The organism is Streptomyces sp. NPDC054794 (assembly GCF_053611585.1).
In genome coordinates this window covers 130,346-154,657 of record NZ_JBSHAQ010000017.1, presented here as the reverse complement: position 1 = coordinate 154,657, position 24,312 = coordinate 130,346, and the positions used below count along the sequence as shown (strand labels likewise).

Annotated in this window: 21 protein-coding genes and 3 pseudogenes; 8 read left to right on the top strand and 16 right to left on the bottom strand. The window is 68.5% G+C overall.

All coding sequences use genetic code 11. The annotated features are described in order from the left end of the window. Positions 1-28: 28 nt before the first annotated feature. From ACWGKT_RS20140 to ACWGKT_RS20125, 4 genes and pseudogenes are all read right to left on the bottom strand, one after another. Positions 29-2,137 carry a HEAT repeat domain-containing protein gene (locus ACWGKT_RS20140; RefSeq protein ID WP_453274738.1) on the bottom strand — a complete coding sequence of 703 codons (2,109 nt, stop codon included), beginning with the start codon at positions 2,135-2,137 and terminating at the stop codon, positions 29-31. A 637-nt stretch (positions 2,138-2,774) separates the two neighbouring features. After that, positions 2,775-3,047, bottom strand: coding sequence for a DUF6193 family natural product biosynthesis protein (locus ACWGKT_RS20135; RefSeq protein ID WP_453274767.1), 273 nt, complete (start codon positions 3,045-3,047; stop codon positions 2,775-2,777). A 67-nt stretch (positions 3,048-3,114) separates the two neighbouring features. After that, positions 3,115-7,248, bottom strand: a complete 4,134-nt coding sequence (locus tag ACWGKT_RS20130) for an nSTAND1 domain-containing NTPase (protein ID WP_453274737.1) — start codon at positions 7,246-7,248, stop codon at positions 3,115-3,117. Between the two features lie 70 nt (positions 7,249-7,318). Beyond that, positions 7,319-7,480 (bottom strand): annotated as a pseudogene (locus ACWGKT_RS20125) (CU044_2847 family protein); the annotation flags it as partial. Between the two features lie 274 nt (positions 7,481-7,754). Here ACWGKT_RS20125 and ACWGKT_RS20120 point away from each other — a divergent pair. From ACWGKT_RS20120 to ACWGKT_RS20100, 5 genes are all read left to right on the top strand, one after another. Then, complete coding sequence (locus ACWGKT_RS20120; protein ID WP_453274736.1) at positions 7,755-8,132, top strand: transposase; 378 nt, start codon at positions 7,755-7,757, stop codon at positions 8,130-8,132. A gap of 336 nt (positions 8,133-8,468) precedes the next feature. Further along, entirely contained in the window at positions 8,469-9,710 is a 1,242-nt protein-coding gene (locus tag ACWGKT_RS20115; RefSeq protein ID WP_453274735.1) for an IS110 family transposase, read from the top strand. Positions 9,711-9,722: 12 nt separating this feature from the next. Further along, positions 9,723-10,145, top strand: a complete 423-nt coding sequence (locus tag ACWGKT_RS20110) for a transposase (protein ID WP_453274766.1) — start codon at positions 9,723-9,725, stop codon at positions 10,143-10,145. A 104-nt stretch (positions 10,146-10,249) separates the two neighbouring features. Beyond that, positions 10,250-10,609 (top strand): effector-associated constant component EACC1, encoded by a 360-nt coding sequence (locus tag ACWGKT_RS20105; protein WP_453274734.1) that lies wholly within the window; start codon positions 10,250-10,252, stop codon positions 10,607-10,609. 3 nt (positions 10,610-10,612) lie between these two features. Continuing rightward, positions 10,613-13,012 (top strand): caspase family protein, encoded by a 2,400-nt coding sequence (locus ACWGKT_RS20100; protein WP_453274733.1) that lies wholly within the window; start codon positions 10,613-10,615, stop codon positions 13,010-13,012. Between the two features lie 46 nt (positions 13,013-13,058). Here ACWGKT_RS20100 and ACWGKT_RS20095 read toward each other — a convergent pair whose 3' ends face one another. The 5 genes and pseudogenes from ACWGKT_RS20095 to pknB all read right to left on the bottom strand — a co-directional run bounded on the left by ACWGKT_RS20095 (position 13,059) and on the right by pknB (position 17,029). Next, positions 13,059-13,235 carry a hypothetical protein gene (locus ACWGKT_RS20095; RefSeq protein ID WP_453274769.1) on the bottom strand — a complete coding sequence of 59 codons (177 nt, stop codon included), beginning with the start codon at positions 13,233-13,235 and terminating at the stop codon, positions 13,059-13,061. A gap of 118 nt (positions 13,236-13,353) precedes the next feature. After that, a pseudogene (locus ACWGKT_RS20090) lies at positions 13,354-13,440 on the bottom strand (hypothetical protein); the annotation flags it as partial. Positions 13,441-13,478: 38 nt separating this feature from the next. Then, positions 13,479-13,946 carry a hypothetical protein gene (locus tag ACWGKT_RS20085; protein ID WP_453274768.1) on the bottom strand — a complete coding sequence of 156 codons (468 nt, stop codon included), beginning with the start codon at positions 13,944-13,946 and terminating at the stop codon, positions 13,479-13,481. Positions 13,947-14,001: 55 nt separating this feature from the next. Next, positions 14,002-14,397 (bottom strand): hypothetical protein, encoded by a 396-nt coding sequence (locus ACWGKT_RS20080; protein ID WP_453274732.1) that lies wholly within the window; start codon positions 14,395-14,397, stop codon positions 14,002-14,004. Positions 14,398-15,082: 685 nt separating this feature from the next. Further along, entirely contained in the window at positions 15,083-17,029 is a 1,947-nt protein-coding gene (gene pknB / locus ACWGKT_RS20075) for a Stk1 family PASTA domain-containing Ser/Thr kinase (protein ID WP_453274731.1), read from the bottom strand. Positions 17,030-17,676: 647 nt separating this feature from the next. Between pknB and ACWGKT_RS20070 the strand changes: the two genes are divergently transcribed. Both ACWGKT_RS20070 and ACWGKT_RS20065 read left to right on the top strand, forming a co-directional pair. Next, a complete protein-coding gene (locus ACWGKT_RS20070; protein ID WP_453274730.1) occupies positions 17,677-18,789 on the top strand; it encodes a S8 family peptidase in 1,113 nt (370 codons plus the stop codon). A 75-nt stretch (positions 18,790-18,864) separates the two neighbouring features. Then, complete coding sequence (locus ACWGKT_RS20065; RefSeq protein ID WP_453274729.1) at positions 18,865-19,053, top strand: hypothetical protein; 189 nt, start codon at positions 18,865-18,867, stop codon at positions 19,051-19,053. Between the two features lie 177 nt (positions 19,054-19,230). Here the strand turns inward: ACWGKT_RS20065 and ACWGKT_RS20060 are convergent, their stop codons facing one another. Continuing rightward, a complete protein-coding gene (locus ACWGKT_RS20060; protein WP_453274728.1) occupies positions 19,231-19,473 on the bottom strand; it encodes a hypothetical protein in 243 nt (80 codons plus the stop codon). Between the two features lie 12 nt (positions 19,474-19,485). After that, positions 19,486-19,641: pseudogene (locus tag ACWGKT_RS20055) on the bottom strand (DUF1918 domain-containing protein); the annotation flags it as partial. Between the two features lie 811 nt (positions 19,642-20,452). Between ACWGKT_RS20055 and ACWGKT_RS20050 the strand changes: the two are divergent. Next, positions 20,453-20,626, top strand: coding sequence for a hypothetical protein (locus tag ACWGKT_RS20050; RefSeq protein ID WP_356158769.1), 174 nt, complete (start codon positions 20,453-20,455; stop codon positions 20,624-20,626). Positions 20,627-21,181: 555 nt separating this feature from the next. Here the strand turns inward: ACWGKT_RS20050 and ACWGKT_RS20045 are convergent. The 5 genes from ACWGKT_RS20045 to ACWGKT_RS20025 all read right to left on the bottom strand — a co-directional run bounded on the left by ACWGKT_RS20045 (position 21,182) and on the right by ACWGKT_RS20025 (position 24,089). Beyond that, complete coding sequence (locus ACWGKT_RS20045; protein ID WP_453274765.1) at positions 21,182-21,622, bottom strand: transposase; 441 nt, start codon at positions 21,620-21,622, stop codon at positions 21,182-21,184. Beyond that, on the bottom strand, positions 21,586-21,993 hold the full coding sequence (locus ACWGKT_RS20040; protein ID WP_453274764.1) for a transposase: 408 nt from the start codon (positions 21,991-21,993) through the stop codon (positions 21,586-21,588). The genes ACWGKT_RS20045 and ACWGKT_RS20040 overlap by 37 nt, the downstream gene beginning before the upstream one ends. 257 nt (positions 21,994-22,250) lie before the next feature. Further along, positions 22,251-22,574 carry a transcriptional regulator gene (locus ACWGKT_RS20035; RefSeq protein ID WP_356158754.1) on the bottom strand — a complete coding sequence of 108 codons (324 nt, stop codon included), beginning with the start codon at positions 22,572-22,574 and terminating at the stop codon, positions 22,251-22,253. Continuing rightward, complete coding sequence (locus tag ACWGKT_RS20030) at positions 22,571-23,050, bottom strand: hypothetical protein (RefSeq protein ID WP_453274727.1); 480 nt, start codon at positions 23,048-23,050, stop codon at positions 22,571-22,573. Before ACWGKT_RS20030 ends, ACWGKT_RS20035 begins: the two co-directional genes overlap by 4 nt. A gap of 835 nt (positions 23,051-23,885) precedes the next feature. After that, on the bottom strand, positions 23,886-24,089 hold the full coding sequence (locus ACWGKT_RS20025; RefSeq protein WP_453274726.1) for a hypothetical protein: 204 nt from the start codon (positions 24,087-24,089) through the stop codon (positions 23,886-23,888). Positions 24,090-24,312 lie beyond the last annotated feature (223 nt).

The following is a 24,312-nucleotide window of genomic DNA, read 5'->3' as shown; positions in this document are numbered from 1 at the left end:
GCGAGCCTGGGGGAAACCGGTTCGGCAGTCAGGACAGGCGCGCCAGGATTGCCCGGCACGTGCGTTGTAGTTCTTCGTCCTGGGCTATGCCCCTGAAATTGGTGCCTGCGAAGCGGCCGCTGCGGCGGAGCAGTGCCAGTTCGGTTCGAATGCGGGGCATGGCCGGTGCGGCAGCCGCGCCCATCCGGTTCAGGCAGGCCAGAACGTGGTTCGATGTGGCGTCGTTTTCGGTCCAGGCGGTCAGCAGGACTTGCACGACGGTGGAGGCCTCGGCTTCACCGTTGATGTCCCACAGCGCGGTCGCGGCGTGGACCCGGGTCCACTCGTAGTCGGCGAACAGCATCTTCCGAAGGCGTGGCAGCGCGGCCGCGGCCGGCGGCCCGATCCGGCCGAGAGCATCGGCCGCCTTGTGGTTCTGGTGGCTGTCGAGCAGGACGCATAGCTGCGGCACTACCCTTTGTGGGTCACGCTCGAGCGCCCACACCGTCGTTGTGGCGGCCGCCTGGAGGTGCACGTCCGCCGCAGCGGTCAGCGGGCGGCCCGTCTCCAGGGCGGGTGCAGCCGCGACGCCGAAGGATGCGAGCGCCTCCAGGGCGGAGGCGGCGGTGTGCGATTGCTCGTGCCGGACCGCGGTGCTGACGGTGTTGGCGAGGTGGGGAACAGCGGCGGGGTCGTCAAGTGCGGCCAGCGCGGACATCAGTGCGCTGGTGCTCATGTCGAGCCAGCGCCCCGAGAAGTCGGCCCTGGCAAGGCGACGGGACAGCCTCGGCACCAGGTCGGCTGCGGCCGGGCGCAGACGACCAACCACCTGCACGGCACGCCAGGCATCGGTATCGGTGTCCAGCGCCGTGAGCAGGCTGGGCAGAGCTCGTACGTCCCCGAGGCGGGCCAGCGCCATGACGGCTTCCTGGTGGGCGCGGCGCAGCAAGGGTTTGGGCGTTGCCCAGGTGTCGGGGCCGTGTGCCGCGATGTAGGCGGCGAGAGCCTCGCAAGCCGGCTCGGAGACGGGCACGAGGGATCCGAGGCTCTCGGCGGCCGCGGCGGATGTGTACGGGTCGTCGGGCAGCAGGCACTGTGCGAGGAGAAGGACGAGGTCGGTGTGGTCGCCCCGCCACGAGGTGATCAGTTCGTGGGTTAGGCGGATCGCGTCGTAGCGGGTAGCGCTGTCCGGGCTCCGAAGCTGTTCCGTGAGCAGGATCGTGCGTTCGCACAGGCGCGCGTCCAGTACCGCGTGGAAGGTGCGCAGCAAAGATGTGGTGGGTGCGTGGACACGGTTGTGCCGTTCGATGTCGGCGAACGCGGCGGCTATCTGGGGCGGTACGTCCTCAACCGGCGCGGGCCCGGCATCGGCCGTGCACGCGCACCCCCCGGAGCAGGTCCGGTGCCCCTCGTCGTCGGCCTCCGGCGGGAGCGCGGGGGTGAGCTTGCGTAGCAGACTGATCGCCGTTGTCACGGTGTCTTGGGTGATGTCGGCGGGGGTACAGCGGGCCCGGTGGACGAGGGCGGCGAGGCGGATGTCAGGGTTGCCGGTCGTCACGCCGGCCCAGGTGTCGAGCAAGACGGTGACGGAGGCCCGCGCGGCGGGCAGCCGCAGCGCCAGGTCAGCCATCGTCTGGACGACCAGCAGCCGTTCCGCGATACCGTCCTCGACCGCCAACCGGTCCCGCAGTATCGCCACCGCCCTGTCGTCGTCCAGGAAGAGGCCGAGTCCCTGGATCGCCGCCCTCCGTACCCGCGGATCCGGGTCCGAGGAGTAGGAGACGAAGGCGTCGGCGCGCTCGCGTATCAGTGCGGCGCTGTCCGCGCCAGCCGTTGATTCGGTGCCGTCCGGCGCGATATAGATGCCGTCGCTTCGGTCGACGGCTTCGCGGCCGATGCTGAGCAGCAGTTCGACGATCGCGGCACGGTCCGCAGCCGCGGGGTCGTCGGCCATGTCGAACAGGAACGGCAGGCTGGCCGCCGTGCACGGATAGACGTCTCCCTGGTGGTGGGCCGCGCTGTAGAAGTCGTTGAGCGCCTTCTTCCGCACCTCGGGATCGGGCGAGGTCATCGCCCGCAGCCACAGTGGAACATCGACGGCCGGGCCGTAGGCGTGGTTCATCGACGACCAGTCGATGCTGTCCAAGTCGTTGATCATGCGCGGCACTATGCCGGAGGGCACTGACATCGGGCAGCTGGTGGCGCGAGGCGGAAGGAAGTGCAACCAGCCGCAATCACCAGCGCACGGCGGCGCTTCCCCGCACCTCTGAGGCACGATCAGATGATTCATTGCGTGAGGGGGCAGGATGAAACGCTTGACCACGGCAGTCGCCACGCTGCTGCGGATCACCGCGGTGTGCTGTGATGGGCAGTCCGACGCGCAGACGCACCGAGGATCCGCTGGCACTGGTGGGACCGCTGCGGTACGGCCGATGGCTGTCGAAGAGGCACGCCAGGTAGTCGTCAGTCTGAACAAGCGTGAGGACACCAAGAACTGGAACGCCTCACTGGCGGAAGGTCGCCGAGGGGCCGTGGCTGGAGCAACGGCTCGCCGCCGTGGAGGCCCGCAAGAGGTACGGCATACGGCACCAGCGATACGCCGGAGCCGAAGGGGCCGCCGAAGGTCTCCTCGCAGGTCAACGCCTGGGCGACCGCCGGGCCGGATGGTGACCGGTGGATTCTCGGCGCGTATGGACTTCCACCGGCTGGCTATCCTGAGCTTGTCGCCCGGTTACATCGTTCACATCCCTTCTGAGCTGCGATGACGTCCGGACTACTGGACGTACGCCTGCCGTTTAACTGTCGAGCTGCTCTTGCATCGCCTCGTGGACATCGAGTTCCTCCGGAATGCCCAGAAAGGCCGGCCCGCAGCCGACCGGAAGGCGCTCCAACACCATGGCAACAGCTTGCGCGGACGTCTCCGCAGGTCCCCCGGTTTGTGAACGGAGGGGACCTGACACCCAGCAACTGCCCCCGGCCGCAGGCTGAATGTAGGGGATGTCCCATGTCCACCGTCGTTCGGTGCAGCAGCTGAAGTGCAGCTCGCCCATGCCGGTCCAGGGGAACAGCTCCTCGTGGGCACGCCTCCCCAGTGTTGCGTCCGCGTCCCGAAGCCGTTGAACGCGTGGCGGGGAATCATGCTGGTGGGCATGCGTGGCCCGGTTGGCCGGGCAGGTACGACGCCCGCTCGTCCGGGGCCAGGTCGCGGTTGACGGCGCGGCAGATCTTTTGGATCGCTGCGTCGGGCTTGGGGAGGGCGGCGTCCCACAACCGCACGGTGGTGTCTCCGCTGCCGGTGGCGAGCATGCGCCCGTCGGGGCTGAACGCCACCGCGGTCACCGCGTTGGTGTGGCCGGTTAGTGTGGCGCGGTGTTTGCCGGTGCTGACGTCCCACAGTCGAGCCGTGCGGTCGTCGCTCCCGGTGGCGAGGGTGCGCCCGTCGGGGCTGAAGGCAACCGACCAGACCCGGCTGGTGTGGCCGGTCAGGAGGGCGCGGGACTTTCTGGTCTTCACGTCCCACAGCCGGACGGTCTTGTCGGAGCTGCCGGTGGCGAGGGTGCGTCCGTCAGGGCTGAAAGCCACCGACCAGACCCGGCTGGTGTGGCCGGGCAAGGTGGCGCGAAGTTTTCCAGTGGCGAGATCCCACAGCCGCACCTTCTTGTCCTCGCTGCCGGTGGCGAGGGTGCTCCCGTCCGGACTGAACGCAACGGCCCAGATCGCGTCGGTGTGGCTGGGCAGAAGGTCGCGGGACTTCTTGATGCCCCCGTCCCACAGGCGCACGGTATCGCCGCCGGTGGCGAGGGTCAGCCCGTCCGGACTGAACCTGACCGGGCCCACGGCCTCGCTGCTGCGTACGCTGGTGCGAGTGCTGCGGGTGTGCACGTCCCACAGGCGCACGGTGTTGCCGCTGGTGGTGGCGAGGGTGCGCCCGTCAGGGCTGAACGCAAGGGACCACACCCCATCAGTGTGGCCGGTCAGGGCGGCGCGGGGCTCTCTGGTCTTCACGTCCCACAGCCGCACGGCACCACCGCTGCCGCCCGTGGCGAGGGTGCTCCCGTCCGGGCTGAACGCCAGCGACTGCACCGGATCGGTGTCGGCGAGGGGGGCTCGTGTACTTCCGGTCGTCAGGTCCCACAGCCGCGCCGTCTTGTCCTCGCTGCCGGTGGCGAGGGTGCTCCCGTCCGGACTGAACGCAACGGCCCAGATCCCATCGGTGTGGCCGGACAGGACGGTGTGGGATTTGCCGGTGGTCACGTCCCACAGCCGCGCCGTCCTGTCTTCGCTGCCGGTGGCGAGGGTGCGTCCGTCAGGACTGAGCGCCACGGAGAACACGCGTCCGACGTGCTCCGCTTCCGTGCCGATGGAAGCGCGGGCCTTCATGGTGGTGACGTCCCACAGCTGCACGCTGGAGTCGTCGCCAGCGGTGGCCAGGGTGCTTCCGTCCGGGCTGAACGCCATGGAGAGAACGGCGCCGGAGCTGGTCAGCGGGGTGCTGGACTTTTCGGTGGCCACGTCCCACAACCGCACGGTGGAGTCGCTGCTACTCGTGGCGAGGGTGCGCCCGTCAGGACTGAACGTCACCTCGAGAACGGGATATGCATGACCGCTCAGCTTCGCGCGGGATGTGCCCGTGTCCGAGTCCCACAGCCGCACCGTCGTGTCCATGCCACCGCTGGCGACGGTACGTCCGTCGGGGCTGAAGGTCACCGATTGCACCGCACTGGTATGCCCCACCAGGGTGGTATGGAGTCGTCCGGTCGTCGCGTCCCGAAGCTGCACGGTGTTGCCGCTGGTGGTCGCTAGGGTTCGTCCGTCAGGGCTGAACGCCACCTGAGCACTGTCGCCCGTGAGTCCGGTCAACGTGGTGCGGGCTTTCCCGGAGCTTAGGTCCCATAGCCGTACGGTGTGGTCGTCGCTGCCGGTGGCGAGGGTGCGTCCGTCCGGGCTGAACGCCAGCGCCCCGACCCCGCCCGTGTGGCCCGCCAGGCGCTGCCTCAGGGGGCCGGCTGCGGCGTCTTCGAGGCTCGCGAGGGCCTCGGACGTGTGGCTGGTGCGGTAGCCGCGGATGGCGAGCAGCGCAGCAAGGTCGGGATTGGTGTCGAGGAGGGTGGTGGACTGGGTGGCGAGTTGCCGGGACAGGGCTGCCTCCCGTTCGGCGACCGCCCGCCGCCACTGCAAGAATGTACCCGCGCCAGCGAGCAGCGCGATCACCAGCAACGTGGACAGGACGGTGATGAGCTGCCTGCGGCGCTGGGCAATGGACTCCTGGCGTTGCCGACTCGCGGACAGGAACGCTGCAACGTCGTCGGGCAGACCTCGACGCCGTGACCACTCGGCGCCCTCCGTCAGCGCCGTCCCCGCGAGCAGGTCGCCCGGGTCCTTCTTCTCGGTCCAGCGGCGCTGACGTTCCCAGGTGCGGTTGAGCCACTCCTGGAACCGGTGGTCTTCCTCGACCCACTTCCGCAGCGCACCCCAGTCACGGATGAGCGCGTCATGGATCAGCTCCGCCACCGGCGCGCCCAGAGGGGCCTCGGGCCGATCCGGGTCGCGGGGCGTCTGCGTGGTGATGAGGCGATGGCCGGTGAGAGCGGCGATCACAGCGTCGAAATCACTGCCGGGCGCACCGTCGGGGCCGGCCGCCAGGTTGCGCAGTTCGTCGAGGGGGACCTGTGCACGGACGGCGGGGGTGCGGCGGCTGCGGTCCGCGGGCTGGACCAGGCAGGTCAGGACGCGCTTCGCGATGCGCTGCCGGCCGGGGGGCAGCTCGTTGAGGGCGCTGTCACACCATGTCGTCAGGCTTCCGCTGACCGCTCCGATCCGCCGGTACGCTCCGTGGGTGAGGTAGCCGTCGTGCCGCCGCAGCCACAGCTGTTTGAGCGTCATCTCGAGCAGGGGCAGTACGGTGACCGGTGCCCGGAGGGTGGCCGCCGGTTCTGGGCTGCTCGCCAGGACGTCGCTGATGATCTGCTCCGGCAGCCCGGGCTGGAAGCGGAGTCCCACGTTCTCGGCGGGCAGCACGATGATGTCGTGGAGCTCCCTCCGGCTCAGCGTGCCTGGCACGTTGAGGAGGCTGGGGGTGGCTGCCTCCAGCAACCGCGGAGCCAGGGCGGCCAGTTGGGGATAGAAGTCGTCGCGCATGATCAGGATCACGCTGAGCTCGGTGGACGTGTCGGTGGCCTGGATGATGTCGTCGATGGCGCCCAGGAACTCCTCCAGCCGGCCGTTGGCGCCCTGCAGCAGCAGCTCCTCGAACTGATCGACGACCAGCAGAACCCGGTGGTGATCGGGCTCGCTTCGCAGCCGCCGGCCGACGGCCGCCATGATCCCGTCACGCCGGGCCCCGGGCAGGCCGGCCCGCTCGATCTCCGCCAGCAGGTCCTGCCGGGGCCGGGCCAGCACCGGCAGCCATCGGTCGCTTCCCGGCACCTCTCCCCGCGCCAACGCCGGCAATACCCCCGCCTGGATCAGCGACGACTTGCCCGACCCGGACGGCCCGAGCAGCAGCGTCAGCCGCTGCTGGCGGCCAAGGCCGGCCAGGACCTGGCCCACTGCCTCCTCTCGCCCCTGGAACCAGCGGGCGTGCTCCGCGGTGAACGGCTCCAGCCCCCGGTACGGGCACACGTCCTGCGGGGCCAGCTCCGGCATGATCGCCCGCAGCACCTGTGACGGCGTCACATAGGCGATGTTCTGCCCCTTGCCGAACATGTCGGTTGCCGTGATCTCGGTGAGCATGCCGATGACCAGGCCCGTCACCTCGTCGAGGACGGGACCGCCGCTGAATCCGGTGGTGAGGTCGTTGGCCTCGGTCAGCTGGAGCCGCTCCCCGTCGCGCCCCGAGGGCGCGAGCAGATCGCCCACCGTCCCGAAGCCCAGGTGCCCCGCGTACGGCGCCTGGGCCGGAAAGCCGAACGACCGCACCTTATGGCCGCGGCAGCCCTCCGCGGAGCCCAGCGGCAGCACCCTGATGCCCGCCGGCATACCGAGCACCCGGACGAAGGCGACGTCCTCGTCCTCCGGCGCCCGCCACCGCTCGGAAAGGACCTCCCCCTCCAGCCCGTCCGCACCAGCCACACGAGGGAAAGCCAGCGCCACCCCGCCCCCCGGCCCGCTCCCGGCGGCCACGACGACGTGCGCACACGTGACCAGGACGTCTTCGGCCACTAGGAAGCCCGCCCCGGCCACGCTTCCGTCCGGCCCGAGGATCTGCGCCACCGCCGTGGGCAGCTCCGACGGAACCTCCTGCTCCGCCCGCCGTCCTGCGCGATTCATGGCCGCTCCTCCAGGACATGGTCACCTGCAGATGACAGGTGGCCCTGCCCTTGGTGATCACCGCACCGGCCTCGACCGCGAGGTCCACCCCGAACTCGATCGTGATCTCGTCGGGCCGCGCCTTGCGCAACTGGTCGAGGGTGGACTGGGCCGCCTGGGTGATCGGCTCCAGAGCCTCCTGGAAGGTGCGCGGGACCTCACGGACGAGATCCGCGGCCCGTGCGGCTTTCACCGGCCCCTCGAGGCCGGCCGCCCCTTCCACCACTACGTAGCCCCCGCCCTCCAGCGGGATCCGGGTCAGAGGTGCCACGACGCCTCCTCCGTTGCTCGCGCGCGCTCACCAGGAATCGCGGCCAGCATCCGGCACTCCCGCATCTGCCGCACCTCGGGGCAGTCCGCACGAAGGAGGCGTCACAACCCACCCGAAAGCCGCGCGACACCCCCTCGGCCGTGGCCAGGGGGACGATTCCGCGGTTCGTGAGGGTGTGTGGAACCGGCCATGGATCGTGGATGACGACTTGTGGGTGCTGATCGAGCCGCTGCTGCCGTCTTGGCCGCAGAAGGCGCCCGGCCCGAGGCCGGTGGACGACCGGCTGTGCCTGCAGGGCATCTTGTACGTGCTCTATAACGACGTGAGCTGGCAACTGCTCCCGCCGGAACTGGGGTTCGGCTCCGGTCAAATCTGCTGGCGCCGGCTAGGCCGGTGGCACGAGGCCGGTGTCTTCGACCAGTTGCACCACGTCCTACTCGCTGAACTGCACGCGGCCGACAAGCTGGACTGGTCGCGGGCCTGCGTGGATGCCTCCCACATCCGCGCGAAGAAAAGGGGGCGAGGCCACCGGCCCGTCGCCGGTCGACCGCGGGAAGACGGGAGCACCACCTAATGGTGACTCACGGGGCCGGTGAAACCTGAAGCACCACCGGGTCGGGAACCCTGTGATCAGACGGGTTCACCGGCTCCGTCCTTGCGGTGCTGCCGCTAGTGATCACGCGATCCAGCCGATGATGTTCGTGGTCCGAGCCCCTCGCGGGAAACACCTCTCAGCTCACTGGGAGCTTCCGAGCCCCTTGCAAAGACCGAGGAACCCGCGGGCAGCTGGGGTCACGAACGGCTGATCGGATGATGGGCCATCAGAGCCCTTCCATTAGGGAGTCGCGTGCCTCCACGGCTGTGACCACCAGCAACACGCACTCCCGACGGAAGGACGTGAAACAAGCCCATGAGGATCTACTGCGGAATCGACTGGGCCAGCGACCACCACGACATCGCCCTGGTCGACGCCGACGGCACCCTGGTGGCCCGGGCCAGGATCAGCGACGACATCGCCGGCCTCCAACAACTCCTCAGCCTGCTGGCCGAACATGGCGACACCTGCGAAACCCGCATACCAGTGGCAATCGAGACATCCCGGGGACTCCTGGTGGCCTGCCTGCGAGCCACCGGACGGCCCGTCTATGCGATCAACCCGCTGGCAGCGTCCCGATACCGCGAACGCCACACGGTCGTTCGCAAGAAGTCCGACCACCTCGATGCGATGGTCCTCGCCAACATTCTGCGCACCGATGCCGCAGCTCACCGGACGCTCCCCGCGAACAGCGAACTCGCCCAGGCCGTCGCCATTTTGGCCCGCGCACAGCAGGACGCAGTCTGGGACCGCACGCAGGCGGGCAACAAACTCCGCTCCCACCTGCGTGAGTACTTCCCCGGCTACCTCGCCGCCGTCCAACCGATCCTTGGCGGGCTGTGCTCTCCCCTCGCACGCGCGCTCCTCGCCGCCGCGCCCACTCCGGCCCGAGCCGCCAGTCTGACCCGAGCCCAACTGCGAGCCGTGCTGAAGCGGGCCGGGCGGCAGCGTGGCATCGAAGCCGAGGCCACACGTCTTCGCGCAGCCCTGCGCAGCCCGCAGATGCGCCAACTCCCGTTGGTCGAGGAGGCGATGGGCCGTCAGACCCTGACCCTGCTGCGGAAGCTGGATGCCGCCTGCACCAGCGCGGACGAGCTTGCCGAAGCGGCGGTGGAGACGTTTGAGAGGCACCCGGACTCCGAGATCATCACCAGCTTTCCCGGGCTCGGCTCGCTCACCGGTGCCCGGATACTTGCCGAGATCGGCGACGACCGGTCCCGCTTCGCCGACGCCCGGGCTCTCAAGTCCTACGCCGGAGCGGCACCGGTGACCCGGGCGTCCGGCAAGAGCATGTCCGTCAAGGCTCGCCGCATCAAGAACCAGCGTCTCGCTGCTGCCGGCTACATCTGGGCCTTCGCCTCCCTGACTGCCTCATCCGGCGCCAGAGCCCACTACGACCGCAGACGCACCCACGGCGACCGCCACATCTCCGCCCTGCGCAATCTCTTCAACCGCATGATCGGTTGCCTCCACCACTGCCTCGACAACCGCGTCCGCTACGACGAGAGCATCGCATTTCCCACCCAGCCGGAACCGGTCCTCGCGACCGCAGCTTGACTCCTTAAACGCATCGGATGTCTGATCTGCGACGGCAGAGGTACCCCGTTCAAGGTCATCACCACCGCTGCCAACGTCAACGACGTCACTCAGACCCTGGCCCTGGTCGATGGCATCCCGCCCGCGGCCGGCAAGCCTGGGCGTCCCAGGTGCCGACCCGACGCCGTGCTCAGCGACAAGGGATACGACAGCAACCCCAACCGCCGTGAACTGCGTCGGCGCCGAATCTTGCCGGTGATCTCCCGCAAGGGCGCCCCCAACATCAAGGGACTGGGCAAGCTCCGCTACGTCGTGGAACAGACCTTCTCGCTCCTGCACCACTTCAAGCGCCTGGCCGTCCGATGGGAACGACGCCTTGACCTGCACAACGCCCTGGTTTCACTCGCGTGCAGCCTCATCTGCTGGAGACGCCTCAAGAAGACCCATTGGTCGTGATACGGGGACTGTCCCGAGCTCAGCAAGGCTCCTGCGGCCGTGGCGCAGGCGAGTGACGCCTGACAGACTGTCGATGACGTCGACACCGCACTGGGGGAAATGGAGTGGATGGTTCGATCACCTTGCGGACGACCGGCATAGACGACATCGCTTTGTTGGAACGGTTACGTGCGTGGCTCCTGGACGAGCCCGAGCTGCGCGGAAGGATCAGCCCACTTCGGTCGGCGCCAGATCCCGGGCACATGAGCGGAGGCGTCCTGGAGGCGCTTGTTGTGGCAACCGGATCGGGTGTGGTGGGTGTGCTGGCCCGGTCGCTGCCCATCTGGCTGCGCCAGCAGCGATCCGATGTGGAGATCGAGATATCCCGGGAATCCGGCGATTCTGTGCGCATCAAGGCGAGCAACGTACGGAACATCGAAGCGCTGATTCAGGAGACGCTCGATCAGCCCCCCGCAATGGACTGAGGTATGGGGCTCCCGGACCCAGGGCGGTCGCGAGCAGTCCTGATCGGCACCCGGTCATACGCCGCCAACTCGGCTCTCGGCGAGCTGCCCGGCGTGACGGGTAACTTGGTGCGGCTCGGTCGCCTACTGACGACGATGACGGGGCTCACGACCGACAACTGCCGGACGCTGCTGGACCGCCGTGACGATCGTGAAGTGTGCCAGGCCGTGAGGCAGGCGGCCAGGGAGGCCGAAGACCTGCTTCTTGTCTACTTCGCGGGCCATGGTCTGCTCAGTCCCGACGTCGGCGAGCTCTTCCTGGCCCTGACGCACAGCGACTCGGACGATCCGCTCTACACAGCCGTACGCTTCTCCGAGTTACGGGAAGCCATGTCGGCGAGTGGCGCCCACAACCGGGTACTCATCTTGGACTGCTGCTTCAGTGGTCGGGCCATCGTGGAGGCGATGGGGCCCGACGTCACCACAGTCGCTCTGGCCCAGACACATACCCGCGGGGGCTACACCCTTACCGCGACGTCGGCCAATCTGCCCTCGATTGCGCGTCCCGGCGAGCCGTGCACACTGTTCACCGGTACGCTGCTGGACCTGGTCGAGCGGGGCATCGACGACGCGGGGCCGTTTGTGACCCTTGGCGATCTGTTCCGGGAACTGGAGCGCACTCTCGACCCGAAGCCCCGCCAGCAGGGCAGCGACAGCGTGTCTCAACTCGCTCTGGCACCCAACCCGCGCTATCGGCAACCTCAGGAAAACGTGCCTCCCGTGGTGCCAGAAGCCGTGCCGGAGGCCGAGGCCGCCGTTACGTTCCGCATACGCAAGCTGCGCGCCTGGCCGAAGCACCTGTTCGCCGAGGGCCTCAGCCTTGTACTCGCGGCATCCGGCACGTGGGTCCTCGTGGAGAAGACGGAACACTCCTACCCCCACATCTTTGGCGGGAGCCTTGGCTGGGACCTCGTCCCATTCGTCACCGTCGGCCTATTTGGCTACGCCCTGCTCTCCATCGTTCTGAGGCTGCTGCTCTGGCTCCCCGTCCACTACGAGTTGCGGGTCGACCCGGAGGGCATGACGTACCGGTTCGGATCCGAAAGAGGAACCCTGCGCTGGCACGACGTCGAACGGATCACGACACTGCGTTCCCGAAACGCTCGAGCCCGTCCCGACAGGGTAGTCGTATGGGTCCGGCAGGGTTGTGTGCCACCGCGCCGGTCGCGCTACGGACCGCGCACGTGGCGCAGCGACGGGGTACTGCTGTTCTGCCATCTGACCTGGTTGGCAGCAGAGCCCGCTGTTGTCGAGCAATCGATCGCCCACTACGGCGGAGGGCTGTGGGACGGCACCCATGGGCTGGCCACGGCGGCCGTAGCCCGTTTCCGGCGACGGCGCTCCGTGACCTTGGCACGTTCCGCGTTGATGTGTGGTTTCGGACTATGGTCCGCCGTCTGTCTGTTCCTCATCGTAGAACCCCCAACCGTCTTTGCCCGGATCGCAGCCTGCTTGTGGTTCGTTCCGAACACCGCTCTCGCCCTGCGCTCAATGGCGGGTGCGTTCCTTCCACAAGAACTCGTTGTGGATGCCCGCGGAGTGCTCGTACGGAGCGGTGGATCCAGCCAGATGATCTCCTGGCGAGAGGTCAGCGAGGTCGCTATGGTCGACACGCCAGGCCGGGGTGGGAAGGGGGGCGTGCACCTGCTGCTCCGGATACCGCGGCTAGAGGGCAGGTCACCGATTCCATATGACACCCGTCTGGGAGCGCTCCGGCTTGACACCACCGCGTATGCGGTCACCCCAGGCGAACTCGACACCGTCCTGCGACGGTGGGCCGGTGGACGATGGCAGGGCCGGGTCGACGAGGCTTCTCTGGTCGCAGAGCCGCCGACGATGGAAAAGGAGGCACGGTTCACCGGTCGTCCGTTCGGTCCCGTGGCCTTCGTGTTCGGGCTCGCCTCATGGCTGATGATGACGTGGTTGTATCTGGAATTGGTCTCCGCTATCGGTGATTCATGGGCAGGCTTTACTGTCCTACCACTATTGCTCCTTGCCATGATTCCCCTGGCCACCATGGGGGAACGTCTCCGCATGCGCCTGGAGTTGCACATCGATGCCGACGGAGTGAAACTCGCCAGCAGGTGGCGGCGGACACGCCTGACCTGGGCCGACATCAGCCAGGTCTCGGTGGTCCGCGTCCCCAAGGGCAGTAGGCACACCCACGCGGTTGTCGTGTGGCTGAGGAACGGGGCGGCGCCACCCCGCAAATGGCGCTGGCAGCCCTGGTTCACGCCATACTCCGGTGGACTGCGGGTTGTCGACCTGGACGAAGACGGGATAGCCGCCGAGTCGAGGCACATCGCCCGTGTCCTGGCCAAACACGCCGGATCGGCCTGGCAGCCAAGCGACGACGCCCCTTGAACGAGGTGCCCTTCCCGTAACAGATCACATGGTGTTCACCGCCCGGCTACTCGCGGGCCACCGGCGACGGGCCAGTGGCCTCACCCCCTTTTTTCGCACGGATGTATGAGGCATCCACGCAAGCTCGGGTCCAGTCCAGTTCGGCGGCCGCATGCAGCCCGGCGAGCAGGCTGCGGTGCAGCCGGTCGAAGACGCCGGCCTCGTACCACCGGGCAGCTGGCACCAGCAGGTCCGTCCGGAGCCGAACCAAACTCAGGCGGCAACGGTTGCCAGCCGTCGTCGTTGTAGACGGCCACCCAGCCAGGGAAGTCGACCGGCATCGCAGGCCACTTGATGCCGCCGTCGACCAGGCAGAGCACGGCGTCGACCATCACGCGGTGGCAGTAGGACTCCGGTCGGCCGCCCCGTCCCTGAAGCCGGCGCGGCATCGGCAGCGCGTCGCGGACCACCGCCCACTCGGCGTCGGTCAGATCGCTGGGGTAGCGGCGCTCGCGGCCTTCATGGTCGGCGGCGTTACCGAACCGGTGAGCGAGGCAATCGCACCGCGACACACTCGAGTTGGATACCGACGCGACGGGCGCGGAAGACTGTGACACATGGGCCTCCTGGGTGCTTGTTTGAGCCGACATCTCCGAGCTATGCAGGAGGCCCTTCCTTCATGCGCCGGCCAATCCGTGATCATCCGAACGGGAGCGGCATCGAGGTCCTGGCCCAGGCCGGTGACGAACGTGTGCAGGGCGGGCAGGTCCTCGGCCTGGACCTGGGTGATCCACTGGTCGAGGTGTCTGCCCTGGCGGCCGTTCATCAACTCGGCGAACGCGCGGACGTGGTGGGCGGTTCGGTCGAGGAGGGGACAGCGTGCCAGGATCGCCTTGAGCTGCTGGGCCTGGTCGCCGGTGAGACGGTCGGGATGACAGGTGAGCCAGCTGGTCACGTCCCGCACGGAAGGAGCCTTGCGGGGCAGGGCGGACGGAAAGTCCGCGCGGCCTTCACGACGCTCTCGCCGCCGGGGCAGCCGCGCTCGCGTACTTCCAGCACTGTCTGCAGCCCGGCACTGCGCCTGCCGTGGCCAGGACCACGATGCGGCTGCGGCCGGCCGCAGCCTGCCGAACCGCCTCGGCCAGCACCCGATCGTGCTCGCGCGGTGCGTACCCGGGCAGCTCTTGCCCCCTGGGGGCGCCGACGCCTGCTGCAGTAATGCTGGGCCCGGCGGGGTGGACCTCCAGATCGAGCGGATCCCACTGCCCGATCGGACGGCCCGGCCCCGGCCGGTCACCGTCCTCGCGCTCGCCGTCGTCGGCCGCCTTCCGCCGCCGCTCCAACAGCTCCTCGGCAGGCAGCCTCAGCGCGCGGGCCAGCGCCGCCACCGTCTGTGCCGACGGCACCGGCCCACCGGCCTGGAACGCCGCTTGCACGGTCGTACGCCCCACCCCCCGCCCGGGCCGCCAGATCCTTCTTGCTCAACTTCATGCGGGCCAGAGCGTCCTCCAGTCTGCTGCGGAGTCCGGTGAGTGCCGGCACGTGGCCGTTCTCCTCGTCGTGCACGTATTCGCCCCCGGGCCGTGGTGTGTTCGCCAGTGTTCATCTTCGTCCGGGCGAACCCCGGCCCACACCGTTTCCGCGACCTTCGACCACGTCAACACCCCACCGTGTACCGGGATTCAATCGTGTTCGTTGCTGTCGTTCTCCTGACCACCGCCGTGATCGTCATCTTCGCGCTGCTGGCCGCTGCCGGCGCGGGCAAGCTCGCGCGCATGGACGGCGCCACCTGGCCAGCGGCCGTCATGCGCGCCGCGACCACCTTCCCGGCCGCCATCACCCTCGCCGCCTCCGTGACCGGCAGCCTCTCCGCCCCCCCCTCAGGTGAACCGGCACACCGGGCTGGGCGTCAATTGTGGTCACCGAGGACGGCGCCACGCTCGGTTCCAGGATGCCGGAACGGTGGGCCAAACCACGGGTGCGCCGCGGGCGCACGGTGAACGGGTGAAAAGGCGCCGGTCCGTCATTGTGTCGCCGGGTGCCGGCGTGACGCTGGTCACCCCGCAGCCGCCATCGTCGAGAAAAGGGATACTACGGGCTGCCTGCGGAGATCCAGATCCTGACAGTGCCGCCGGGTTCTATGTGTGTGCTGCTGTCGGGTTCCTGCTTCACGACGTTGCCGACCGCAGTGAATCGATCAGGGATGGTGTGCTCTTCGAGTTTGATGTGGGCTATCTTCGCGCAGAGCCGTGCTTCGGCGGTTGTCATGTAGGTCAGGTTCGGTGCATAGGGCTGCTCGCTCGAGACGTAGGTGTCGCAGTTGGACAGGTTCCCCGTGGCCCTCGGGTCGCCTCCGCTGGATATCCATATCTTGACGGTGCTGCCCGCTTGGATGCTTTCCCAGCTGACCGGTTCCTGCTTCGCCACCTGTCCGGGAGCGGTGTTCTTGTCCCGCACAGTCCCGGCTTCCTGCAGCTTCACGTGGGCTATGTCCGCGCAGAGGCGTGCCTTGGCTTTGGTCCTGCCTGTGAACGCCGGCGTCAAAATCTTGCCGTGGATCTCCTCCACCTCGCAGTCGGCGAGGTCGCCGGTGGCCCGGGGGTCGCCTCCGGTAGACACGTAGATCGTGACTGTGCTGCCCTCCTCGACCTCCTGGGACGACCCCGGATCCTGCTTGACCACGGTGTCCTTGTCGGACTTCGTTCCAAGGGTGGTCTTCTGATCGACTTTCAGCCCCGCGATCTCGGCGCAGGACTTCGCTTCTGCGGGTGACATACCCGTGAACGAGGGAGGCATGGCTGTGTCTCCCCAGGAATAGTCGACGCTGCAGCCGCTCAGTGCTCCGGTCGCCCGGGGATCGGGAGAATAGGAGCCTGAGAACAGGGACTGTGCGAAGTAGACGGCGATGGCCACCGAGCCGAGTGCTATTGCCGTGGAGATCCCGATGCTTACCTTGACCGACCGCCGGGCCCACGCTGTGCCGCTAACGTTCAGGCCCGCGCGACGGAAATCGACGGTGACGGTGTGTGGTGCACCGTTGCCTGAGTGAGGGTCGATTGTGCTGGTGTTGATGAACACGGGGCCAGGGTTCGTGTCGGCAGGGGCTGTGATGGTGGGGATGTCGTGGAGGGGCACCTGCATGGTGGGAGTGCGGCCCGATGCGGCCCGGCGGATGTCGTCGGCCATGGCCTCGGCGCTGGGGTACCGGTTTGCGGGATCCTTGCTCAGCGCACGGGCAACGATCACGTCGACGGCACTCGGAAGGGATGCGTTGACCGAGGACGGTACCGGTGCCGGCTGCTGAACATGCTGGTAGAGCACGGCCATCGTGGACTCACCGTCGAACGGCAGCCTGTTGGTGACCAGTTCGAAGAGCATGCAGCCGACCGAGTAGAGGTCCGAGCGGGCGTCGGCGGGCTTGCCCTGGGCCTGCTCCGGGGAGAGGTAGTGCGGGGTGCCGAGCACTGTCCCGGTCCGGGTCATTGCCGTCGCGTCCGACAGCAGGGCACGGGCGATGCCGAAATCCATCACCTTCACTGTGCCCTCGTCGGTCACCATTACATTGGCGGGCTTGATGTCCCGGTGCACCAGCCCACGCCGATGGCTGTACTCCAGAGCGTCCAGAACCGACGCGGTCATGGCCAGCGCCCGGTCCAACGGCAATGTCCCGCCGCTGGCCGCGCTGTCCCGGATCAGCTCCCCCAGCGACCGGCCCCGTACGTATTCCATGACGATGTACTGCACCACACCGCCGTCACCGGCGTCCTCGCCACTGTCGTGGACCGCCACAATGTTGGCATGGCTGAGCGCGGCCACCGCCTGCGCCTCACGCCGGAACCGTGCTCTGAAAGACGGATCACGTGCCAGCTCCGAATGCAGAGTCTTCACTGCGACGGTACGGCCCAGCACCGAATCATGCGCACGGAACACGGACGCCATACCACCCTCGCCCAACGGCGCCTGCAGCGCATACCGGCCCTGCCCGACCGCACCGACCGGTTCCCCTGCGGACCCCGGCTCCCTTCTTACGGCATCCATCGCCTGCGTCCTTCCCTCTCGGCCGCGCCCCACCTGCATAACCGGCCGCCCCCGTCAAGAATGGTCATGTTCCACGCGGTGTCCCCGACGTCCCCAGCTTCAGCGAGCCCCGCCACTGCGAGCTGCGCCTCCCGGCCCAACTGAGGACCTCTTCCGAGGCCCGGCTGGCGCCGCGACACAGGACGAGTCATCTCCGCGTTCCCCGGGTTGGTCGCCAGATGCGCCTTTGTGACGGACGGTCACATCGGAAGCCGCGTATGCACTGTGGCCCGGGTGCGGTGAGCATACTGCACGTGATCGGCGAGGCCGGGGCGCTGCAGTTGTCGTGTAACGGGACCAACGGTCACCAGCCAGCACTTCGCCCTGCCCGTGCAGCTCGGCGGCATCATCTGCCGCCGCAGGCAGCACGCCGGCCGTGTCCCCGAACTCCTGCGCATGGCGGACAGGGCCCACCGCCGCGACCGGCGACCTGCTCGCGGTACGCACACGTCGAGGACCGCGAGTCCGACGCCACGGAAGCAATCACTTCCCGGCCCAGGACGTGAGCTGATCCACCGCACGCTCCGCTGGAACCGCCCGCCTCCTGTGATCGTCTTGTGTGCTGGCTGTGTTCGAAGCGGGATGTGGGGGACGTTGTGAAGGGGAACGTGACGAAGGCCGGTCTCGTGGCGGTGGCCACGGTGACGGTGCTCGGGGCCTCGGCCTGCGGCGGGGCATCCGGCGCGGCGGACGGGGGGAGTGGCGATAAGCTCCCCGCGCACGCGAAGGGGAAGTCCGCGGCGCGCGCCGGGGACGGCACGTCGTCCGACTCGGCGCCGACTTCTTCCGACGCCGTGGGGAAGTTGTCCGGGGTCGCGAAGACCGGGGTGTCGCCCATCACCCGGCACGTACCGTGGAACCTGGACATTCTGGACCAGCGGTCGCGGCCGCTGAACGGCAAGTTCACCACCACCGCCACGGGCAAGGGCGTTCACGTCTACGTGATCGACACCGGGATGGACATCGCCCACAAGGAGTTCGGCGGACGCGCCCACCTCGGCGCCGACTTCGTGGGCCCAAAGGACTCCCGTGACTGCCCCGACGAGGGCGGCATCGGGCACGGCACGTTCGTCGCGGGCATCATCGGCGGGGCGAAGTACGGGGTGGCACCCAAGGCGGAGCTCGTACGGGTCCAGGGCATCCTGTGCGAGAGCGAGGGCGGCGGCTCCCCGGCGGCGGCCGAGGCGGCCGTGGTGAAGTCGGTCAAGTGGGTCACCGCGCACGCGCAGAAGCCCGCGGTGGTGAACATGTCGCTCAACTTCGACCACCGGTCGGCGGCCGTGGATTCCGCCGTGAAGAAGATGGTCGACGCGGGGATCCCGACAGTGGTGTCGGCCGGCAACTTCCATGACGACGCCTGCAAGCACTCCCCGGCCGGCGTCCCCGGCACGATCGTCGTGGCGGCCTCCACCTCGAACGACCGTGTATGGAGCGACGGCGGCTCCTACGGATCGGACTACGGACGGTGCGTCAATCTGTACGCCCCCGGCCAGAAGGTGACCGCCGCCCTCGCCGGCGGCGATACGACCACCCAGGACTTCGGCGCGACGTCCTGGGCCGCGCCGCACGCGACCGGCGTCATCGCGCTGTACCTGTCGGCACACCCCCACGCCACAACCAACGAGGTCCACGTCTGGCTCGACCACACGGCCACCCGCGGTGCCGTGCACGGCGTCCGCTCCGACACCCCCAACCGGCTGCTCAACACCGGCGGCCTCTGACAGGCCCCGGCCGCGAGCGGCTGATGGGCCTCGGTCCTGCTCCTGGCCCACCACGACCATCTGCGCACCCACGTGATGCCGCGCACCGCCACGCGCGCCGACCACCTGTACCTGCTGCTGCGCACCACCTGCCGCCCCCTGCCCGGCACGTGCCCCCGCACCGGCGCCGGAATCGCCGACGCGCCCACCGCTCTGGGCATCCCCACCACCTGGCAGGCCGAACAGGCCTACACAGCCGCAGGCCAGGCCCGGCCCGAGGCTTGACAGCACTGTCTGCTGCCGCACGGGCCGGACATCATCACGGCCCCTCTCATGCACCGTCCCCCGGCTGCGCCACCTCCACCACGCGTCGGCGCCGGGGACGGGCCGCATCCCAGGACGGCCCAAGGGCTCTGGGGCGCGGGGGTGGGGCGGTGCGGTGCCATGGCCGGGCCCGGCCGGTCAACCCAACAGGTCCCGCACCCGGATCGTGCGGACCCGCGCCCGCTCGTGCCGACGCTGCGGCAGCCGGTCACCGGGCGCCGTGCTCCCTGCCCCAGGCGGTTTCCAGCTCGCCCGCGCCGCGCCCCAGAAGTTCCACCAGGCGTCCGACTCGGTCGGCCCATCTCCCACCACCCCGGAGCCCGGGCAGGAGATCACGTACCCGTCCGGCTCCCGCTCCACCGACACCACCCACTCCACCACGTCCGCCTCAACTCAATCGAGGCGCCGGCCGGTCAGGCGGGCCTCGTGCGTATCGACGAGACAGCCGGAGCCGGGGAAGATCTCCGTCTGCCGGCCGCCGTCACACTGCACCCGGTACGGCGACTCACCGCCCGGCCCAGGAACCTCGATCACCGCCGCGCGGCGTTCGGCCGCGCCGACATTTCAGCCCGTGGACCTCAGCACGTCACCCACACTCGCCCGCATCCCGGTCTCCCTTTCACTGCACCCGGTACCCCCGGCCACAGGCCCAGGACGTAAAGATCCACCCCAGTGTGCTCCCGGCGCCCTGACCCCGCACGCGACGGCAACATGCGCACACAACCCGGCCCCAAGGGCGACGCTGACCAGCGGTGATCCCCGGGCCGCCGTGCCGCCGGGAGTTTCAATGACCCGGTCAAACGCCGCTACGCGGGTCCCGGATCATTAGTTTTGAAGATCGCGTATGCGGGTGGGTGCTGACCAGGGGAGACGCTGACCTGAGTGTTTCCAGTGCAGTCGCCGCGACTCCCCGCTGTTCCCCGTGCAGTCCCTCTGCGGCGGGCACGCGGAGGGCACAGTGCTTGACTGTCAGACGTGAGCGACGGCCCCAGACGTTAGAGCCCCGCCTTAGGAGCGACGTTGGGTGATCACGGGTTTGAACTGCGGGTTTCCTGGCTTGGGCGGAGCCCGTCGGGACTCACCTCTGTGTACCTCGGTTCCCCGTAAGTCCCCGTCCGTTCTGGCACGAGAGCGGCACGACCCTGCTTGCCACGCCCCCTCGACCGTCGGCCGGCCACCCCGCCGCGGCACCACTTCAGGGGTCGATTCCCCGGGCGCAGGCGAGTCCGGCTGCCACTCTAGGTAAAACGGTCATAAAATCTACATGAACGGGCACAATCAGACATCAAGCGGAATAAACTGGGCTTTGTGCAGCCAAGGGGTGCACCACCGGGACAGTCCCGACGCCAGGAGAATCTCAATGACCTACGGAACGATGGCCGCTCCCGAGTCCAACACCCGCGCCAACGCCGCTTTGGCTGCCGACTGCGAGGTGTGCAACGGCTGGGGAAGCGTGATCACTTTCCAGGGGCGGCACGAACTGTGCCAGGCCTGCCAGTCCCCCACTGAACATGAGTCCCACGACAGCAGCTGATTTCAGGGAGTGTTAGACGCCATCCGCTTTTCGAACGTGATCGTTTGGTTCGGGCTGGGTGGGCATGAACTCCGGCTGGCGGCGGGAGAGATGGCCGTGGTTCGTCCGTTCGTCTCGCTCGTGGAGGTGGCTGGTGCCGTCGGTGCTTGGACTGCTGGAGGCCCGGGAGATGAAGGTCCGGGAAGAGGTTGCGCGGCTGCAGGAGGAGGCCGAGCGGGTGCGGGCGGCGCTCGTTGAGGCGGAGAGCAGGCTGGCGCGGCCGGCCGATGCCCGGGTGACGGTGGCCGAGGTGCTGGCCGAGCCGCCGTCCGCGGCCGCGGAGCCGGTGGCAAGCGCGGCGACGGCGTCGGCGGTCCCGCGTTGGACCGAGGGTATGACAGCGTCGGCCCTGCCTCCGGATTACCAGCGGATCATGTCCGTGCTGGAGTCGGAGGCGGGCCGGAAAGGCATGCGCTGTCAGCAGCTGACCGCAGCCCTGGGCCTTCAGGTGGTCCCGGCGAAGGTCGAGGGGCTGCAGTCCAAGGCGAAATGCCTGGTGGAGCGGGGGTGGGCGCTTCAACCGCGGCCGGGGGTGTTCGCCCCGCTCAAGACGCCGGGCCGGCTGAAGGCGCCCGGTCGACGCCCGGCAAGGCAGCCGCTCATCAGCATGGTCATCGACCACAGCACCATGGCCTCGTGCATGGCGGGCAGCGTCTCGTAGTCACGCACCAGGCGAAGCGAGCGCATCAACCAGCGCAGTGTTCTCTCCACCACCCACCTGCGCGTCGGCACCACGGACCCCGCTGTGTCGTCGGTGCGTTTGACGATCTCGAGGGTGAGGCAGAAGTTCGCGCGGGCCCAGTCGACCAGGCTGCCGGCATAGCCGCCGTCCGCCCACACCAGGCGGATGGAGAAGTACAGATCCCGCAGCCGCTGAAGCAGCGGGACGGCGGCGTCGCGGTCCTGCACGCTTGCCGCGGTCACCGCCACGGCCAGGACCAGGCCGAGGCAGTCCACCACCAGGTGCCTCTTGCGTCCGCCCACCTTCTTCCCGCCGTCCCACCCGGACGTCGAACGCGGGATGTCGCCGCCGCCCGCAGCGACTGCGAGTCCACGATCGCCGCACTCGGATCCGGTGGGCGTCCTTCCATCACACGAACGCGGTCGCGCAGCCGGTCGTGGAGCTCGGTGAGCAGGCCCTGGACCTGCCAGCGGCGGGCGAAGGCGTGCACCCGCCTGAACGGCGGGAAGTCCATCGGCAGGTTCGCCCACTTCACACCGTTGTCAACGACATAGCGCACAGCATCGACCATCTGTCGGTGGCAGTAGCCATCCGGCCGGCCGCCCCGGCCCGCCAACCATGCTGGAACAGGCAGCGATTCCCGCACCACCGTCCGCCGCGTTCCCGAACCGGTGCGCGAGACAGTCACATGTCCGTGACGGCGAGTGGGACTCCACGCACGCGAGCACGAAAGACTGCGACACAGGGCCTGCTGGTGCTGCTCGGTTGGGATCGCAACCCCGAGCTACCAGGAGGCCCTGCCGGTATGCCCCGACGACCGAGAGATCACCCGAACAGGAACCGTGTTCGACTGATCAAGCCTGCCGCGCTGTATGCGGGTGGCGTCTGAGACACCATCCGCGGTCAGTTGCGTGGCCTGTCGCCGACGGAGCCGGCGGACGGGGCGTTCGCGGTGGCCACGATGGCCTGCAGTGCGGCTACATGGCCTTGGAAGGCGGCTCGACCGTCGGTGGTCAGGCGGGCGCGTACGCGGCGTCTGATGGAGCGGTCGACGGTGACGTAGTCGGCCTGCTCCAGCGTCGAGAGCTGTTTGGACAGTGCGGAGTCGGACAGTCCGAGCTGGTCGCGGATGTAGCCGAAGTCGGCCCAGTCGGCGGCCGCAAGCAGGGAGACGATGGACAGCCGGGTGCTGGGATGGATCAGCTCGTCGAACCGTGGCATGGTCATGATGCCGCGCCGGTCCGTACGGCGCGGCGGCGTGCCGCGGCCAGCAGCAGCGGCCCGCCCAGCACGAGCATGACCGCGGCCAGGACGGCCGCCCCGGTGACCGGGTGACGCGCGTCGTCGGCGTTCAGGATGAGCGCTGCGGCGATGGTGACCCCGACCAGGGCGACCAGACTGCCCAGCACCCAGGCTGCCAGCCGTGGGCCGGCGATGTCAGCGCGCACGCTCATCTGGCTGTTGCGGTGCCGTCCGTTGACCACCCGGGGTGCGATCGAGGAGTGCGCGGCCCCGAAGGCGAGCGTGACCAGGGTGGTCACCAGCGGATGATGTAGGTCGGCGATCACGCCGAGCGCGAGCCAGCCTGTGGCCAGGCCCGCCCAGTACCAGCGCGGCACGTCGATCTCGTCGATCACCCTGCGGCGGGATCGCTCCACGGTGTCCAGCGCGGCTCGTGCCTGCTCAGGTGTCAGCTCGTCCATGACGCCTCACTTTCCTGTCTGGAAAGCTCAGTGTTGGCTTTCCAGTCAGGAAAGTCAACACTGTCGGCCGGGGGTCAGGGACGGGGGTTCACGCGGCCGGACGCTGCTACCGCAAGATCGTTCGCCTCCCGCATAAAGCGGATCACCGAACAGTGGTGATGCCGAAGCTCTGTGAGTTCGCCCGTATACAGCTCTGCGCGTGCACCAGTACGCCGGCAATGGCCACCATCAAGGCGCCGGGGAAGGACCCCGACACCCCGGGGCGGAGTCCCGCGATCACCCGGTCAAGACCCCTGTTCGACCAGGCAACGCGCTTGATCGGTAAGCGGATGGCCTCTAGCGCAAGGCTGCATCTTTGCCCGGCGAGGGCCCTGCTGCCAGCGGTTTACCCAGGGGCCTGAGTAGCGATTGCTGGTTCGGAGAAGCCTGTGTCAGATGCTCACTCCTTTGACCCGATCTCCGGCCCAACGGGCACGGCTCGCCAACATCCGTAACAACCTGATCGCCCACATCGCCGAGTCCGAGCGTGAAGGCTGGCTCGGTGAGGTGGAGGGCTTCCAGGGCAGCCTCGCCAGCGCCCAGGACAAGCTCGCGCAGCTCGATGCCGAGGCGACCCTCCGATCCAATGCGGTCAGCCTCCGCATGCCGGCCTTCGGCCAGATCGACTCGGCAGACTGGAGACGAAAGAGCCCTCTCCAACTACTGACTAGGCCGCGGCCGGTAGTTCAGTCGATCGGTCCCTGGCCTCACTCGGCGCGCCGTCCGACACGCAGAACGCTCAGATAACGGCGTGATGCTCAACCACCAGCCGACACGCCGATCGCACCCGAAGTGCTCATCGACCCTCTTCCGGCACTGACCGCCGGTCGGCGAGGCGATCCTGGTCGGCGACGTTACCCGTACGAGCCTCGGTGCGGTGACCCCGTGCCAGGTAGTCCCGGACGATCAACTCGACAGCGTCCTGAGGACTCCTGGTACCAGCCAGCAGCATGACCTCGATGGCCAGATCGCTGTCCAGACTGATGGTGACCTTCGCCATGACCCCTCCTTAAATGCTCCCCGCGCAGCCTATCCAAGATCGGTGGCCAACGGTCGGCGACGGGTAGGTTGCGGCGCCCGAGACAAAGGACGGGGCGGAAACCCGACTGGTCGCGGACGGCTCATTCTGTAACGAGCTCTAAACCCATGTCCGTCGCGCTGCCGGCGCACGGTGCCGGCACCTCACGGTGTGGAGAAGCACAGCGCGCATGGCGATGCGGCGC